8 protein-coding genes and 1 pseudogene are annotated in these 17485 nt (G+C 40.2%); 4 read left to right on the top strand and 5 right to left on the bottom strand.

Annotated elements, in window-relative coordinates:
- Positions 1–111 precede the first annotated feature (111 nt).
- Positions 112–5831 (top strand): annotated as a pseudogene (locus WKK05_RS01795) (alpha-2-macroglobulin).
- A 142-nt stretch (positions 5832–5973) separates the two neighbouring features.
- Here WKK05_RS01795 and WKK05_RS01790 read toward each other — a convergent pair.
- The gene (locus tag WKK05_RS01790; protein ID WP_341528106.1) at positions 5974–7059 is read right to left on the bottom strand and encodes a hypothetical protein; all 1086 of its coding nucleotides are present in this window, start codon (positions 7057–7059) and stop codon (positions 5974–5976) included.
- Between the two features lie 352 nt (positions 7060–7411).
- Positions 7412–9547: a cache domain-containing protein gene (locus WKK05_RS01785; RefSeq protein WP_341528105.1), complete on the bottom strand. Its 2136-nt coding sequence runs from the start codon at positions 9545–9547 to the stop codon at positions 7412–7414.
- A 292-nt stretch (positions 9548–9839) separates the two neighbouring features.
- Between WKK05_RS01785 and WKK05_RS01780 the strand changes: the two genes are divergently transcribed.
- Positions 9840–10895 (top strand): PstS family phosphate ABC transporter substrate-binding protein, encoded by a 1056-nt coding sequence (locus tag WKK05_RS01780; RefSeq protein ID WP_341528104.1) that lies wholly within the window; start codon positions 9840–9842, stop codon positions 10893–10895.
- Between the two features lie 109 nt (positions 10896–11004).
- On the opposite strand, the gene WKK05_RS01775 is transcribed toward WKK05_RS01780, so the two are convergent.
- Together WKK05_RS01775 and WKK05_RS01770 are read right to left on the bottom strand one after the other, a co-directional pair.
- The gene (locus WKK05_RS01775) at positions 11005–12516 is read right to left on the bottom strand and encodes a Rieske 2Fe-2S domain-containing protein (protein WP_341528103.1); all 1512 of its coding nucleotides are present in this window, start codon (positions 12514–12516) and stop codon (positions 11005–11007) included.
- A 137-nt stretch (positions 12517–12653) separates the two neighbouring features.
- Positions 12654–14000 (bottom strand): glycoside hydrolase family 10 protein, encoded by a 1347-nt coding sequence (locus tag WKK05_RS01770; protein WP_341530997.1) that lies wholly within the window; start codon positions 13998–14000, stop codon positions 12654–12656.
- 383 nt (positions 14001–14383) lie between these two features.
- Here WKK05_RS01770 and psbA point away from each other — a divergent pair, with 383 nt between their 5' ends.
- Positions 14384–15466, top strand: a complete 1083-nt coding sequence (gene psbA / locus WKK05_RS01765) for a photosystem II q(b) protein (RefSeq protein ID WP_341525488.1) — start codon at positions 14384–14386, stop codon at positions 15464–15466.
- A 102-nt stretch (positions 15467–15568) separates the two neighbouring features.
- Here the strand turns inward: psbA and WKK05_RS01760 are convergent, their stop codons facing one another.
- Positions 15569–16048 (bottom strand): DUF29 domain-containing protein, encoded by a 480-nt coding sequence (locus tag WKK05_RS01760; protein ID WP_341528102.1) that lies wholly within the window; start codon positions 16046–16048, stop codon positions 15569–15571.
- 346 nt (positions 16049–16394) lie between these two features.
- Here WKK05_RS01760 and recR point away from each other — a divergent pair, with 346 nt between their 5' ends.
- Positions 16395–16952: a recombination mediator RecR gene (gene recR, locus WKK05_RS01755; RefSeq protein WP_341528101.1), complete on the top strand. Its 558-nt coding sequence runs from the start codon at positions 16395–16397 to the stop codon at positions 16950–16952.
- Positions 16953–17485: the final 533 nt, after the last annotated feature.

The following is a 17485-nucleotide window of genomic DNA, read 5'->3' as shown; positions in this document are numbered from 1 at the left end:
GCTGCGTGCAGCCTAACTCTTGGTATAAATAACTAATAATTTTGGTATTGCCTTCTTAAGAGGGGACTACCAAATTTTGTTGGCTATAAATTTTTATTTAATTACTTAAAGATGATTATTAGACTTTGGAAAGAATTCTTACTTTTTATTGTAGTTTTATTGGCGATCGCAGGCTGTAATTTTTTTAATATTGCCCCAGGTAAAGAACAACTTCCAGAAGTTTCTGCACTTACACCGCCAACTTTACCAGACTGGATAGAACAAATTAGTCCTATTGGGGATACTAAACCTCTAAACCAAATTCGCATCCGGTTTAGAGAGGCTTTAATACCAGTTGAGAGTCTTGATAGCCCAGAACAGCAAAAACTCTTACAAAAATTTACTCTTTGGCCACCTTTACCCGGTCAATTTCGTTTTTTGACGCCACGTATGGTAGGGTTTCAAGGTGAAAAAGCTTTACCAATAGCAACAAGAGTTCAAGTCACTCTTAAAGCAGGATTAACAGATTTAAAAAATCATCGTTTAGATAAAGATTTAGCTTGGACTTTTAACACAGAACCTATCAAACTGACTAACTTACCTGGAGTGAATCTAATTGAAAAAGCTGACGCAGAACCAATAGATTTACAGCAGAAATTGGAGTTCACCTCAAATGTAGAACTAGATTTAGCTTCTGTGCAAGAACATTTACAGCTAACTCCAGAAGATAAAGATAAAGGTGTGGGATTTAAGGTTGAATTAGCTAAAGAAGAGAAACCATCAGAAAATGAAGATTCTTTAGAAAAATTTGACGCTTCAGCACGCAATTGGATTTATAATCTTATTCCTCTACAAACCCTCGAAAAAGCAACCCGTTACCGCTTAGCATTTGCTTCTGGAATACGTCCAGCTTACGGTAATCTATCTACAGCAAAAGAGTTTGCCAGTAAATTAACAACTTATTCACCTCTGACATTTCAAGGAATTAACTTTTATGGACAGCCAGATGCAGCGGGAACCTATGGCAGATTTATTAAAGGTAGTCCGCAGTTGGAATTTAATAATATCTTAGTAACAGATTCCGTAAAAGAAAATATTAAAATTAATCCAGCACCTAAAGATATTCCACGAATTCTGCAAGTAAATGAAGAAGATAGAATTGTTGCAATCAATCCTTATGCTTTAGAACCAGCTAAGACTTATACAATTACTATCGGCGGAAATCTTAAAGATAAATTTGGGCAAACTTTGAGTAAGCCAGTCACAGTTAAATATGACACTGGAGATTTAGCTGGTGATATCTGGACACCATCAAATTTGAATATCTTCCCAGCAGGTAAAGACTTACGGTTAAATATTAGTACAGTAAATTTGCCAGAAGCAAAATATCAAGCTGCTTATCAAGTAGTTCAACCGACAGATTTAGTTTATTCTAATAATAGTAATAACTTATTACCAAAACCTTCGGAATGGGAAAGCTTCAAGGTAGCAAGCAAAAACAATCAATCAGTTGAAGTTACTGTTCCTTTGCAAGAAAAAATTAAGTCTGCTACAGGAATGTTAGCTTATGGAGTACAAGCCCGTACTAATAAGTATCAAGAGAATGGTAAGGAATTGTGGCGAGAACCGATAACTTATGGCATGGTTGAATTGACGAATTTGGGTGTATTTACACAGTGGTTTCCTGAGTCAGGCTTAATTCGCGTCAATCATCTGAGTGATGGTTCAGCAGTTAAAGATGCTGCTATTGAAATTTATCAATCAAAATTAGATACGGAATCGCGTCCTGAACCAGTACCTTGTGCAACAGGGAAAACTGATATAAATGGAACTTTCAGAATTAATATTCAAGGTTTGCAGCAATGTTATCCTGATAAAAAAAGTTCTGTTAAATCACCACAATTGTTAGTTATTGCCCGTGAAAATCAAGATTGGGCATTTGCCAGAACTGAAGAATATAGTGGTGTTTATGGTTACGGTATTGATGCAGGCTGGCAAGAAGATAGTAAGCCAGAATCACGCGGGGTAATTTTCTCTGATAGACAGTTATACCAACCCGGAGAAAAGGCTTGGTTAACTGGTTTTGCAGATTACTTACAAAATGGCACAATTCAGCAAGATAAAAATGCTGTATATCAATTAACTCTGATAAATCCTGATGGACAAAAGACAAACTTAGGGACGCAAACTACAAATCAATTTGGGACGTTTTCTTTAGAATTGCCAATCAATACCAATCAGCGTTTGGGTTATTATACAATCCAAGCTAAGGGTAAAAACGGGCAAGAAATTTCTGGTGAATTTCGTGTCGCTGAGTTTAAACCGCCTAATTTTAAAGTCGAACTCAACTTAGATAAAGAATTTGCTCTCATTGATGAAAAGGTTGAGGCTAAAGCTACAAGTACTTATCTGTTTGGTGCGCCTGTAGAAGGTGGAGAAGCAAAATATTTTATTACTCGTCAGCAGACTAATTTTATCCCTAAAGGTTGGGAAGGATTTACTTTTGGTAAGCAATGGTTTTGGCCAGAAGAAGCCCCTACTATATCTAGTGATGTAGTGCAAACGAATACCAAGCTAGATGCTAGCGGTAAAAGTAGCCAAATTATAACTGTAGCGAAAGATTTGCCATACCCAATGACTTATCAAGTAGATGTACAGGTTGCTGATGTTTCTAATCTATCTGTAGCAAATTCTCAAACTTTTACAGCTTTACCAAGTAATCGCTTGATTGGGTTAAAAAGTAATTTTGTCGCTGATGCTGGTAAGGCTTTTCCTATTGAAGTAATTGTTAGTGAACCTACAGGAAAACCAATTACAGACCAACGGGTGCGTCTAGAATTGCAACAGATGAAATATAGTAGTGTCACCCAATTAGTGGAAGGTAGCCGAACACCAAAAAATCAAGTGGAATATCAGACAGTAGGACAAGTAGAAATTACATCTGCCAATAATCCGCAATCGGTAACACTAACACCAACTGAGTCAGGTTCATACCGTATTAGAGCTAATTTTAGCAATACTAGAGATGAATCAAGCGCCACAGATTTACAGATTTGGGCAACTGGAGAAAATCAAGTATTTTGGGGTTCTAGAGAACAAGATATCTTAGAGGTTAAACTAGATAAAACAGACTTTAAACCGGGAGAAACTGCTACTGCATTAATTCAATCTCCCTATCCAGATGCCGAATTATACTTTGCTGTTATTAAAGATAAACCCCTTTATCAGCAGATTACCAAAGTCAAGGGAAGCGCCCCACAAATTCAGTTTCAAGTCACGCCGGAAATGTTGCCAAATGCAGCTGTGGAAGCTGTGTTAGTGAGACAAGGTAAACCGCTTAATCAAGTAGAAGCTGGAAGTTTAGATAAATTGGTAAAAATTGGCTTTACACCTTTTAAAGTCAACTTAGAAGATAAGTATTTAAAACTGCAAGTTAAACCAGTGCAAGCATCCTTAGAACCTGGTGCAGAGGAGACAGTACAACTAGAACTTCAAGATAATCAAGGTAAGCCCACCCAAGGACAGTTTACAGTCATGGTGGTGAATGAAGCGGTGTTACAACTTTCTGGCTATCGCCCACCGAATTTAGTGGATACTGTTTATGCAGAACAGCCAATCTCTACCCGCTTTAGCGATAATCGCCCAGATGTGATAATTCAACCACAAGATATAGCTAAACCCAAAGGTTGGGGTTATGGCGGTGGTTTCTCAACTAGTGCAGCAAATACGCGTGTCCGCACCGATTTTCAACCCTTGGCTTACTACAACGGTTCTGTTCTCACCGATGTTAATGGTAATGCACAGATAAGCTTTAAACTGCCGGATAACTTAACAACATGGCGAGTGATGGCTGTCGCTACTGATGGAAATCTACGGTTCGGCAATGGTGATGCAACGTTTATCACTACAAAGCCACTGCTAACTAATGCCATCTTGCCACAATTTGCCCGTCCAGGCGATCGCATTCTCGCTGGCTTATCCGTCACTAACAATACTGGCAATACAGGAACACTAGCAATTAATAGTGAACTTAACGGTACAGTCAAGTTTGCTGAAAATAATCCCAAAGCCGCATCCCTGCAAACCAAAGCTGAATCTGCTACTCATGCTTATCGTTTTCCCATGCTTGCAGAAAGTGTAGGAGTCGGTAAAGTTCGCTTTACTACTCAGCTAAATAATTCAGCAGATGCGTTTGAAGTGCCTTTAGAAATTAAGCCACTGGAAATTACAGAACAAGTCGTTGAGACTGGTGTCACAGAAAAACAGATAAAGATTCCCCTGAATGTTGATAAAAATATCTTTCCTAATGCGGGAGGTTTAGATATTCAGTTAGCCAGTACATTAATACCAGAAATTAAAACACCAGCTAAACAAGTTTTAGAAGATGATGATTTACCATTCGCAGAACCAGCCGCGAGTCAGTTAATAATTGCTGCTAATCTGAAAACTCTTACACAAAAATGGGGAATAGAGAATCTGTCTTCTCCCACTCCCTACTCCCTACTCCTTACTTAGATAAATTACAAAAACTCCAACTCGCTGACGGTGGTTTTGCTGCTTTCCCTGGACAAGAAAAATCTGACCCTTGGGTTTCATCTTATACAGCAGAATCTTTAGCTAAAACAAGTCAAGCATTCCCCAGTTTAGTAGATGCTAAAATGGTGTCTCGCCTTAAGGTTTATTTGCAAAAAGTTTTAGCAAACCCCGGACAATATGACTTTTGCAAACAGCAATTATGTAAAAGTCAACTGCAACTCAATGCCTTAATCGCTTTAGCAGAACTAGGAGACAAACGTAATAGTTTCCTTACAGATATTTATCAACAGCGGAATAACTTTGATTTAGTAACTCAAATTAAACTAGCGCGATATTTATCTCAATTTCCCGAATGGCAAGATGAATCTCAACAAATGGTGAACAAACTCCAACAAAATATATATGAAACTGGACGCACAGCAGTTGTGAGTTTACCCCAAAGTTGGGAATGGATGAGTTCACCCACCACAGCGCAAGCGCAAGCTTTACGTCTGTTTATTGTTAAACAAAGTAAACCGGAAGTTATAGATAAGTTATTGCAAAGTCTTCTTGCATTGCGTCGCGATGGTACATGGCAAACTAACTATAATAATGCTCAAGCACTAACAGCTTTAGTAGAATATAGCCAACTGCAACCCACGCCACCTAATTTTATCGCTTCAGTGCAATTAGCTGGTAAAAAACTGGGAGAAAATCGCTTTAATGGCTACCAAAATCCTAGCTTACAGCTAAATGTACCGATGAATAATTTACCTCGTGGGCGTCACGATTTAACACTGCAAAAATCAGGTAATGGCACTCTGCACTATCTAGTTAACTATAGTTATCGTTTGCAGGGAAATCAATCAGGGAGGTTTAACGGTTTACGAGTAACTAGGGAAATTCGCAAAGTAAATGAAGAGAAAGTCTTGCAAAAGTTAGGTCTTTATGCATTCGATAAAGCATTGACTTTAGCACCTGGACAAGTGTTTGATATTGGTTTAGAAATCATCGCTGATCATCCCATAGATCATGTAGTCATTAAAGATCCCCTACCCGCAGGGTTTGAAGCTGTGGATGCGAGTTTTCAAACTACTACAGCTGCATTACAAGCTAAAGCAGATAGTTGGCAACTTGGTTTTAGAAATATATATCGCGATCGCATTATCGCCTACACTGACCACTTAGAACCAGGAGTTTATAGCCTGCATTACTTAGTCCGTTCTGTGACTCCTGGTACATATCTGTGGCCTGGTGCTGAAGTTCACTTGCAATATGCACCAGAAGAATTTGGGCGCGCTGCTGATTCTACATTAATACTGGAGGAAAGTAAGTAACAAATATTGAGTTATGCCAATCCTAACTTATTCGTCAACAACAATAACCTCCAATACGGTTCGGTTAAGAGAAGAGATGCGATAAATCGCCGTCTCTCCAAAGGACATTATTTTTAATTAAATTAGGATAAAAACTCCATATTTACTTTCTAGTTGCTAACGTAATTGACAATCTTTTATAGATGCGATCGTCTAATGTTAGCCAGCACATCAAGCCGATGGTAGCTAGGCTTAGTAAAATATTTACTGGATGAACAAAATTAATAGAAACAATATAGCCCACTATTGGAAACAATAAAAATTGTATCCATAAACATTTCATTGTCCTCTCACCTATTTTTTCTAAGAAAATTAGAACTGAAGAAAGTCGCTTCTGTATAAAACGTGATTTCATACTACTATCAACAATAAATAAAAAGAGAAGTGAAACGATAGTACTAATTAGCAAATAGCTTAATTCTCCACTTTTTTTCCAGATTCTACCGTTATACATTTGGTGCTGATATTGCCAATCAGCCGCAATAATAAGTATACAAAAGCTGAGCGTGATTAATACCAATATGTGTGGTTTAAATTCTGGCATTTTGGCTTTTTTCTGGAGAAACAGACCCAGACAAATACCTGTAATAAATATCGGTATACTTTGAAGACAGCGAAACCCTTGGCTGTAAAAATCCCGAAAAATTGAATTAGGAGCTATCTGAGCCAAAACATAGCCTGAAATATAAGAAAGGAAAGAAATTCCTAAAGCTGTAAACAGCATGAGGCGGTTGAAATCTCGAAAGAAAGATTGAACACCTAGAAAAACGGCAAAGGCTACAATGAAAGGTACAAGAAAATCAGCAAAAGGTAGTCTATGTTGTAATGTTACTGCATTAATTAGTTGGTCACGGGCAATAGTGAAAACCATACTCCAACTCTCTTCTTTATTCTTCAACAGATAACTAACTACTGCACTTGGTAATCCACCAATCAGATAGACAAGTAAGAGTTTGCCTAAGACTCCGGGTTTTTTGAAACGGCGTGACAAGCCATTTCCGATACCAAAACATAGTAGGAAAGTAGAAAATATATACGGGTCAAATAAATCTGATGGTATTTGTAATAAGTTCGTAGAAAAGAAAAAAGCGCAATGGCGAGTCGCCATAACAATCATCACGAATCCTTTTGTAACATCTAACGCTCTAAGGCGTAATTTGAACGGAATGTCCTCTTTAGCAGCTTTCATAATTGCTAACTTTTATACAAATGTATTCACTGAATATATCTGTAATAAGCTATTTCGAGGTCAATTGACCACTATAAGGATTTGTTAGGTACATTTATCTGGTCTGGTGCTGAAGTTCACCTGCAATATGCACCAGAAGAATTTTGGTATGCTGCTGATTCGACATTGGTGCTTGGCGATAAATTGTGATAATTGTACAGGAGAGGATGGATAATCAATATATAGCATTTGGCTTGCAATTCCTCGCTGGAGTTAAATAATTTATTGCTTTACATTATTTTTAATTCCTATCCTACCGAACATTGTTCTTATAATTTCAGCAAGAATAAATAGACTGCTCTAGCAAATCACTTTAGAAAAATATAAAAATTGTAATTAACAGTAATAGCTTCAGAAGAGAAGGCCAGTAAAAAATCTTAGCTATCAAGTTATCTTGATACTGTAATACCTTTAATTCTGGTTTAACGAGCATTAAAACAGCGTTAATAGTGATTACAAAAATGTATAAATAAATAACTAAGTAGAAAAACTCGAAATAAACAAGTCCTTTGGCAAGGACTTGTTCCCTAAGCGAAATTTGGTCAAGAATGACAATAAAAATAAAACCAGCACAAGCTGCCAAAACCTCCATAGCTTTATCTCTATCGGCAATTACTAACATCGCAAACAGCATGACAACGACTACAAACAGCGGCCCGATTCTGGAGATAAAAATACTGATAACTTGGCGCTTAGTAGTAATATTGAAATTCAGTTCAGGAACATTTGTTTTAAAAATAGTATTTGGTATCCCAAAATTGCTATCATATGTTGCATAAAGATATTCAAAAAAACTATCTTCAATCTGCCAGCCATCCAAAACTAGCCTCTTATCCAAACCAGGATGAGCGCTAGGATTAATAATTTTATAACTCTCAAAATCTGGCGTGAGAAACACTTGGCGGTTTAAATGACTTTGAGTATTAAAATCACTGTGCCATAGCCGAATTTGAATATCTTTGTAGTCAAAGGGATAGTGAGAGTAATCCAAATTTTGCAATATTGTAGCTTCCACATACCAGCCAATAACTTCTACATTTCCTTGGTTATAGTGGTAAGCTTCCTTGATTTCTACATCGTTGGCACTGACAGCATCCGGCATAATAAAACCGCGAGTCAACCCATCGTGAATACCTTTAGTATACTTCTGCCAAATGTAACCCGTCATAAAAACTTTCTTAGCACTTTCAAATTCTAAGGATTGAATAAAAATCCCAGTAGGCACATATAGCGGTGGCTTTCGGTTTAAGTTTTTATTTAACTTGACTTGGGGAGCCAATAATTTATCAACTTGTGCTTGATTAAGCAGGACGTTGTGATTGGTTATATAATTGCGATCGCCCAAAGCTAATTTCCAAATCATTCCGATATTTGCGGCAAACAAGATACTAGAGATTGACGACACTATCCAGACTCGGCTAGTACGAAACTCATAAGCTCGCAACATGAGAATTGATAAACAAATGAAAAACCAAACCAAAGCTAAACAACTCAAGATTAGTGTTTGCCGCTTAGTTTGGTCATCTAGTAAAACTTCTTGTTCGAGAAAGACTACTCCTACCACCCAGCCATTCAACTTCGTTGGTTGCAGGAAAAACCACGAATTTTGACCTGTAGTTTCATCGAACAACTCCGCTTCACTTTCCTTACCCTGAAGCGCCTTTTGCACTAATGCTTGAAGCTGTTTATTATTCTGCTTGGCAGCAATTTCAACCAAGTTATTTTGCTGTTTGACATTATCAGTAATTGTATGATATACAAAAGTTCCATCTTTAGAAAGAACAAAGGCATAGCCCGTTTTTCCTAGTTCCAGTTGTAAGGAATCAATCAGCTGTTGTATTTGACTTAAGGAATATTCACTAAAAAGAACTCCTTGCGGCAATTTTTCTTTGCCCTGTAAGCGATAGAACGGAGCATAAAATCCCACTATGGGTTCAGTCAAGAGAGACTGCTGTGACCTGCGGTAGGGTTCTCCCCAAGATGCTCCATCTTGCAACGTCTTGCGATACCAGGGATATTTTGTGTTGTCATCATTCTTCTCTTGTTGCCCCAATTGCACACTATTATTTACCCTTAGATAGACAGGCGGATCTAACTTTGAGGATTTGCTCCTACTAACACCAGCTTCATAGGCAACACCGAAGGTAGCAAGATAAGGGTTTTTTTCGATTTTTTGTTGGAGTTGCGCTGATAGTTGCTCATCGTTGATTTCACCCGTCGTGAGGGAGTTAGCAAGAGCAAGGGAGTTATCTTGAGTGTTACGCAGTTCGTTCTCGATTTCCAGAGTCGTTAGCACAGCTTCTCGCTGAGCTTGGTTTTTAGCTTTTTGAAGTCTCTGCTGTGCAGTGTGCCAATAGGTATAAAACCCAAATAGAGCTAATGCAAGGGTGATGCCACAAAAGCTTAATAAGGCAAAGAATACTATTTTTTGCTTTGTATGTTTTTTCATAAATGCCAGTTATCTGAAGCGTAATTGAAGAAAGGGACAAAAAAAGAAGCCTGAGCGCTGGAAACCAGCGAACAGAACTTCGGAGGACAAATCAGATAGGGAATTCAAATCCCACCTGATTTAAATCCACCAAAAAGTGATAGAAGTATTAAACCTTTGGGCGTTGTCGCCTTAAAAGGAAATGGGGAGACAATTCCCCTTGTCTCCTTCGATAAATTTTCTAGTAAAGTATTCTGACACTTTTCCATATAATCTACATATAAATTGGCTGTATCTATTTATAGTTAAAATAATGCATCATATTAAGTGTTTTTTAGCAACTATCTTATTGGTGAGCTTGAGTGCTTGTAACAGTGAGCAAAGGCAAGTTTATACTTCACCAGACAGCAGAGTAAATGGCAACAATGACTTAGGTACAAGTAAAAATGTGCTGATTGACGGTTCTGGTACGGTTTCTGTCATTAGCGAAGCAATGAAAGAACAATTTAGAAAAATAAACCCCAATGTAAGAATAGCTATTGGGAAGAGCGGTACTGGAGACGGCTTTACAAGGTTTTGCCTTGGCGTAACTGATATCTCAATGGCAGCCCGTCCGATTAAAAAGTCCGAGATTGAAGCCTGTCAAAAAAATAATATTGAATTCGTTGAATTACCTCTCGCCCTCGATGGCATCTCGCTTGTAGTCAATCGCACCAACACTTGGGCTACTTGCCTCAAACCTCAAGAACTGAGCAAAATATGGGAGTCTGCTGCGTCAGGCAAAATCGTTAACTGGAACCAAGTTCATAATGATTACCCAGATCAATATCCGCTGATACTGGCTGGCCCTGCTGTAGGCACTGGTACTGTAGACTATTTCACCGAGGTAATAATTGGCAAAAGCGGGAAAATCCGCAACGATTACAAAACTAGTGAAGAGGAAAGCGTAACTGTTCAGACAGTCGCATCTGAACCTGGTGGTCTTGGCTTTACAGCTTTTTCCCGCTACCTAAAAAATCAGAACATTCTCAAGGCTCTTGCTATTGAGAACAAAGAAGGTAAATGTGTACAGCCAAGCCCAGAAACGATCGCCAACAGCAGCTATAATCCCCTTTCCCGCCCCCTATTTATATACGTCAGCAAAACAGCTCTTAAAGAAAATCCTGCCGTGAAAGCTTTTGCAGATTACCACCTAAATCCTGCTAACCACTTCTTAATCTCAGAAAGTGGCTACGTTCCTTTGCCAGATAATTTGTTAGCAAAGGTGCGATCGCGTTTAGATCATGCGATCGCTGGCTCGATTTTTGAGGAAGGGTCGCCAGGCAATATCAAACTTGCAGATAAACTAGCAAGTTCCCAACAGAGGTAGAAAACACATACTAGGGTGACAAGTCTAATATGGTACTGGGTTTATTTAAACCAATCAATGATTCATATTTAACTGCTACGTAGCTATGTTTTGAATATTGAATCGCTAATCAATCATTGTGAGCGTGTTCAAACTCGTAAACATAGAAAAGTCGGCTTAATTTCTTCAGCAAATACCCCACCACTGCAAATATGATTGTTCCAGCAAGCGCCCACCAAAAGCCTGCTGGAGGAACAACAGTTAACAGGGAAGTGGTTGTTTGGCCTAACATCGCACCTTTCAAGGCCACAGCCCTGGCATCGACAATTAAACCCAAACAAAAACACACAGCAGCAGCTACATAAGCTAACACAGTCAGGCGATTAATCCTTTTCAGTGCTTTTTGGCAAACCATGCATTGCTGAGTATGTGTTGTCCACACATCCAGAAGTTTTTGCTTGTCTTTCTCTGCTGGGGGTAAGTCAGCGCCATGCCCTGAGTTCCAAGGTATACCACCACCCGCCCGCTTCTCCAGCCATTGGCGAAACGCAATTACCATCTTATCTTGAGGATTTGGCGTATATACTGCATCTAGCCATTTGCCTTTACTGCGTTGCGCTACAATTTTCTCTTCATAATGGAGAAACACCATATCTTGGTGCAGAAACAAAGAAGACAACACATGACCTAACCAAGTTGGTAACGGTAAGCCAAATATTCCCAAACCTTGCGGAAGCTTCCCTTCCTCATTCTTCACAAAAACTTGGCAACCGATATGACGACACCATCCAGGACGCGTAGGAATAGCATATAAAGCTAGGATTAGCTTACCGCCATCATGAGACTTTGAAACGATTCTCATGTGGCAGGGCGGTTGAAAGTCGTGAACTGCTTGCTCAATTGTCGCAGCCACAGGAGTGATTTCATAGGAGAATCCTTCTTGTGTAGAAATCTCCCGGACTGGAATCATATCGTAGTATTTAGCATCCTTATATCTATTGCCGACAATTCCGTGGTGGGAAACTGGCACATGAGCAGGATCTGCCACATTTTCCATGAAAAAGTCCCATCCATAAGGAAGGTCGCGGATATTCCAAAACCCCTGGACAACTCTTTGTGAGTCTTCCTCTAGTTCTGGAACAATGCGCGGTGTCTGCGATTGACTTTCAAGTTGAGCCTGAGAACCTGCCTCTGCCCATACCCACAATAAACCCTGGCGCTCCTGTGTCGGATAGGCGACAGCGCATGACTTAGGATTTGAGCAGTTCTTAGCTTCTGTCTGCTGATCTTTTGATTGAGGAATACTAATGCAGTTACCTTGATAATCAAAGCGCCAAGCATGATAAGCACATAACAACGTACCGTCAGGCTCAACACGCCCTTCCGAAAGAGGGGCTAGTCGATGGGGACAAAAATCTTCAAAGCAACGCCATTTACTGGAGCCATCCCGCCACAAGACGATATCCTTTCCCAGTAATTGCATGGCATGGGGACGAGAAGGATCGAGGAAATCTACAACGGCTACTGGATACCACTGCTTTGTCCATTGGAATGTTTCTTTGTCAGAAAATTGTTCTTGGGCGAAGTTGTCCCCAAGATTACCCTGGCGCATATTTCCTTGCAGACTGGTTTCAGTAGCCATAAGTGACTTGATTATTATTTTTTATTACATCAGCTTGCTTGATAAATTTTAATCTATTTGTTATTTCAAGTGATGATTGTTGGAAAGTAAATGCTTGAACAATATCTATATATGATATGTGAGGAGAAATTAATCAGCTATTCCAGCCTAGCGCGGAACATAGGATTAGGGAAAAGATTTTGAAATGCAGCTTGCCGCTCTGTCACAGATTCTGGAGCATTATTCCAAAGGCTTTCATAATAAAAGAAGGCTACACCCAAACCACGTTCTTTAGCTGCCTGTACTTGGGAATAAATTTGTTGTATTGGAACTGGGTTATTTCGTAAACCTGCCATAATTCCAACTCCAGTTGGTATAGTTTGTTGCGCTTCTTGAATTTCTGCGCGGGAAAGATTAGCGATAAAACTTTGCAGATTAGGACGATAAATTTGCACAATTAGCTCATCCAAAATATTCAGCCGCAGCCAAGTTAGCCAGTCTTGCAGTTGAAACTTGTAAGCATAGTCATAATAGTTGGGCGAAACAGAGAAAATTGCTCTGGGTTTTCTCGCTTTGACAGCTTGATTGAGTTGTACCATGAAAGCTGTGATCTTATCGGCTCGCCAACGCATCCATGCTTGATCTTGGGGATTAGCTGGGGGATTTTTCTTTGTTTCCTGAGCATACAAAGCAAGCGTGTATTTATCGTAGCCAAATTCGTAGGGTAAACTCATGTGATCGTCAAACTGAATACCATCAGCGTCATATTGAGTCATCACTTCAAGAACGAGATTGGTAATAAACTGCTGCACTTGAGGATGAAATGGATTGAGCCACATCACCTCACCAGCAGCACTGATTGAAGTTTGACTACCATCCCGCTTTTGTGTAAACCAATTTGGATAATTTAATACCAGTTCCGACGTTGGGGGAGCCATGAAACCAAACTCAAACCAGGGAATCACGAGTAAGCCTTGGCGATGGGCTTGGGTAATCAGGTCTTGGAGAATATCATGCCCATCTGAGCCTCGCAAAACAAAAGGTTGGATCTCTGCACGTCGTGCTACAGCGCTAGGATACATTACATAACCAGAATTCCACACCACAGGATAAATTGTATTAAAGTTCATCTCCCGCAATTGGCTTACGGCTTCTTTAACTTTGGGGCGATCCTTGAGAGTGTCGAAATCATTACTGGTCATCCAAACCCCGCGAATTTCCTGACGAGGCGGCTGCGCGATTGTAGGTGCCTGCTCGATCGCGGGTAACTGCTCGATTGAAGGTAACTGTGCGATCGCGCTGAAGTGCCCGTTTCCGATGATTGCTGGCGTGAAACTGTCCAGCAGCAACACCATAACAAACGATATCAAAACGAGGATTGGGAAAGTCGCTACACCTCTGTGCCACCAACCTTGAGGAATGAAACTTAATTGCATAGGCTTGAATGATCTGTTAGCCACCCACTTATGCAATCGCATACTTGTGTCATGGAATCTACTATTCATATGGTCTATAAACATTTCTTCTTGCTAAAGAATTTGTAAATTAGTGGTCATTTATTCCATGCGCTTTAAATTGCTGCACCAAAGAAACTGATGCAGGCTTAACACAATAGAATAGTTGACGCAGCTAGCAGCTTAGTAGTGCCAAGTTTCTCTTTTGCGGGAAGGGCGATCGCTTCGGTTCTATTGCCCAACCTTACGAAAGGAAATACTTAGCTAATATGGGAAATTGCTAACTCTGGTTCTTAAATAAGTAAAACTGATACTAGTCATCAGCTTTACAAAAGTTAAAAACTTGCTGAAAAAATGTAAAGTAATGTAAAGTAATCACATAGGCGAAAACAAACTGCCTAAATACATACATAACTAACCGCAATCATAAAGACATGACAGCAACCTTACAAAGACGCGAAAGCGCCAACGTATGGGAACGGTTCTGCAACTGGATAACCAGCACCAACAACCGCCTATACATCGGTTGGTTCGGCGTACTGATGATTCCCACCTTGCTAGCTGCAACCACCTGCTTCATCATCGCCTTCATCGCTGCACCTCCAGTAGACATCGACGGCATCCGCGAACCAGTAGCAGGTTCCTTAATATACGGCAACAACATCATCTCCGGTGCAGTTGTGCCTTCTTCTAACGCCATCGGCTTACACTTCTACCCAATTTGGGAAGCAGCATCCTTAGACGAATGGTTGTACAACGGTGGCCCTTACCAATTGGTAGTATTCCACTTCTTGATTGGTGTATTCTGCTACATGGGACGTGAGTGGGAACTATCCTACCGCTTAGGAATGCGTCCTTGGATTGCAATTGCATATTCTGCACCAGTTGCAGCAGCAACCGCAGTATTCCTCGTATACCCAATCGGACAAGGTTCCTTCTCAGACGGTATGCCCTTGGGTATCTCCGGAACCTTCAACTTCATGATTGTCTTCCAAGCGGAACACAACATCCTCATGCACCCCTTCCACCAGTTAGGTGTAGCAGGTGTATTCGGCGGAAGTTTATTCAGTGCAATGCACGGTTCTTTGGTAACCTCTTCCTTAGTTCGTGAAACAACCGAATCAGAATCACAGAACTACGGTTACAAGTTTGGACAAGAAGAAGAAACCTACAACATCGTTGCAGCCCACGGCTACTTCGGTCGTCTCATCTTCCAATACGCTTCATTCAACAACAGCCGTTCCTTGCACTTCTTCTTGGCAGCATGGCCAGTAATCGGCATCTGGTTCACCGCTTTGGGTGTCAGCACAATGGCTTTCAACCTCAACGGTTTCAACTTCAACCAGTCGATTATTGACTCACAAGGTCGTGTAATCAACACTTGGGCAGACATCATCAACCGCGCCAACCTGGGTATGGAAGTCATGCACGAGCGTAACGCTCACAACTTCCCTCTGGATTTGGCTTCTGCTGAAGCTGCTCCTGTAGCCCTAACTGCTCCTGCTATCAACGGTTAATTCTCAAGATTAACTAAATCAAAGACGCCTCCCAGAAATGGGGGGCGTTTTTGTTTTTGAAATTTATAGTTTCTCAAACTATCTGTTTGGTACAGTGCGATGTTAAGCTTCACTCTCATCCTGTGCTGGTAAGTAGTTAGAATTGAGAATTTCTTTAGGATTAAAGGGAGTTTCAATTGGAAAAGTATCAATTGTTAGTCCTGTTTCAGCAGCAGCTAATTCTTTTGCATCCTGGTAGCACTCATTAAAGATATCAGTAAAATAAGCTTGCAAGCTAGGGCTTTCGTGGAATGCTTTTTTTAGCCTTTGCCGATGCTCAACAATAGTCGCAACCCAACTATTTGAGCGTTTCTCTGGCTGATATTTATACTTGAGGAAATGCATCAATAGAATCTTCAGGTTGCTGTAAACTGCCCGTTTCTCGCTCCTGCCCATATCTTCAATTTCTTCTAGCAAATTAACGGCATCAAGCGCTGACAGTTTTCCTTCTCGCAAAAGTTTAGCAGTTATCTCCAACCAGAGGTAATAGTCTTGTTCATATAGAACAGAAAGATTGTTAGCAGTTGGTAGGGAAGATGTCATACGAGGGACTCTAACAGGGTTGTTCTACTTTTTGATATGCCGCAACTCAACAATTTCGCTTGCTAGCAACCGCTGCTTCAATCATGCCATGATAATTATCTACAGACAATTTGGCTAACGTCTTCATGGCAGGAGCGCTAACATTATCTTTGCAAGTCTGATTCAATTTTACAGTGTCTGATTGCTTCTCACAGTGTTTACGACATTTGGAATTTAATCTTGTTCTATATAAGCGCCATCCTAAAAAGATGGGATTACCAGAAAAATGTCATCATAGTGATGGTAAAGACATTAGGGAGACAAGACAACGGTTTACGCACGTCCTTTAGCACGGTTAATTGAGCAATTGCAACGCCTACCAGGAGTGGGCCCTAAATCTGCCCAGCGACTGGCTTTGCATATTTTGAAGCGACCAGAAGCAGAAGTGGAAGCTTTGGCACAAGCTCTAATTGAGGCAAAAAAACAGATCGGCTTGTGTTCTGTCTGCTTTCACCTATCTGCCGAGCCGGTTTGTGAAATCTGCCGCAGTTCTAACCGTGATAACAACACTATCTGCGTCGTCGCAGATTCCCGTGATGTGATTGCGCTAGAAAAAACCCGCGAGTATAGAGGTAAGTATCATGTATTAGGTGGAGTGATTTCCCCAATAGATGGCATTGGCCCAGAACAACTGACTATTCAAGCTTTAGTACGGCGGGTGAGTAAGCAACAACCTCAAGAAGTGATTTTGGCAATTAGTCCGAGTGTGGAAGGGGAGACAACAACACTATACCTTGGTCAACTACTAAAACCATTTACCAAAGTAACGCGGATTGCCTTTGGTTTACCTGTTGGTGGTGATTTGGAGTACGCCGACGAGGTAACGCTAGCTAGAGCCTTAGAAGGACGGCGGGAGTTGGATTAGCTTTAAGTCATTAGTTAGGAATCAATTTTTTGGTATTGCTAATTAATGGTATGAATTTTGTTTCACGCAAAAGCGATGGTAATTGTGTGAGACAAAAGATGCCGTTCATTTATCCAAAAATATTTGTAATATCTGAATTGCAAAACATACTTAATAATTGCAATCAATCCTTCGGTAGAGACGTTGTATTACAACGTCTCTACGATGGCCTATCTGTGACATTATTTATTCAAATTGGTATTAGCCTCAACTCGCGATCGCAGAAAATCAAAAATAACTGCATTGTGAGGTAGTGTATGGCTTAATTTCGTTGGGAACTATCTGTTTCTGTCCTGCAAATTCTCTCCCATAATAACCGTCATCGATATTCAATTTGCCTAATTTCTTCTACAGCTAATTTCATCATTCAATACTTATCAAACTGAGAAGATAACCCAAACTCAACCAAATTTGGCAACGAAGTGGGCTGTAGAATACAAGGAAGAGCGTCGGTACTTGGTTGCTAAGCGGCTAGTTGTGGATTAATACCATTT

Origin of the sequence: Nostoc sp. UHCC 0302 (assembly GCF_038096175.1) — a bacterium.
GTDB lineage: Bacteria > Cyanobacteriota > Cyanobacteriia > Cyanobacteriales > Nostocaceae > UHCC-0302.
Note: the sequence above shows the minus strand (reverse complement) of the source record. Positions and strands in the feature narration are given on the sequence as shown.

Excerpts from the sequence above, each read along its gene's own strand:
- WKK05_RS01790 (WP_341528106.1), bottom strand. The coding sequence starts at position 7,059 with ATGAAAGCTGCTAAAGAGGACATTCCGTTCAAATTACGCCTTAGAGCG.
- WKK05_RS01760 (WP_341528102.1), bottom strand. The coding sequence starts at position 16,048 with ATGACATCTTCCCTACCAACTGCTAACAATCTTTCTGTTCTATATGAA.
- WKK05_RS01775 (WP_341528103.1), bottom strand. The coding sequence starts at position 12,516 with ATGGCTACTGAAACCAGTCTGCAAGGAAATATGCGCCAGGGTAATCTT.
- WKK05_RS01780 (WP_341528104.1), top strand. The coding sequence starts at position 9,840 with ATGCATCATATTAAGTGTTTTTTAGCAACTATCTTATTGGTGAGCTTG.
- WKK05_RS01785 (WP_341528105.1), bottom strand. The coding sequence starts at position 9,547 with ATGAAAAAACATACAAAGCAAAAAATAGTATTCTTTGCCTTATTAAGC.
- psbA (WP_341525488.1), top strand. The coding sequence starts at position 14,384 with ATGACAGCAACCTTACAAAGACGCGAAAGCGCCAACGTATGGGAACGG.
- WKK05_RS01770 (WP_341530997.1), bottom strand. The coding sequence starts at position 14,000 with ATGAATAGTAGATTCCATGACACAAGTATGCGATTGCATAAGTGGGTG.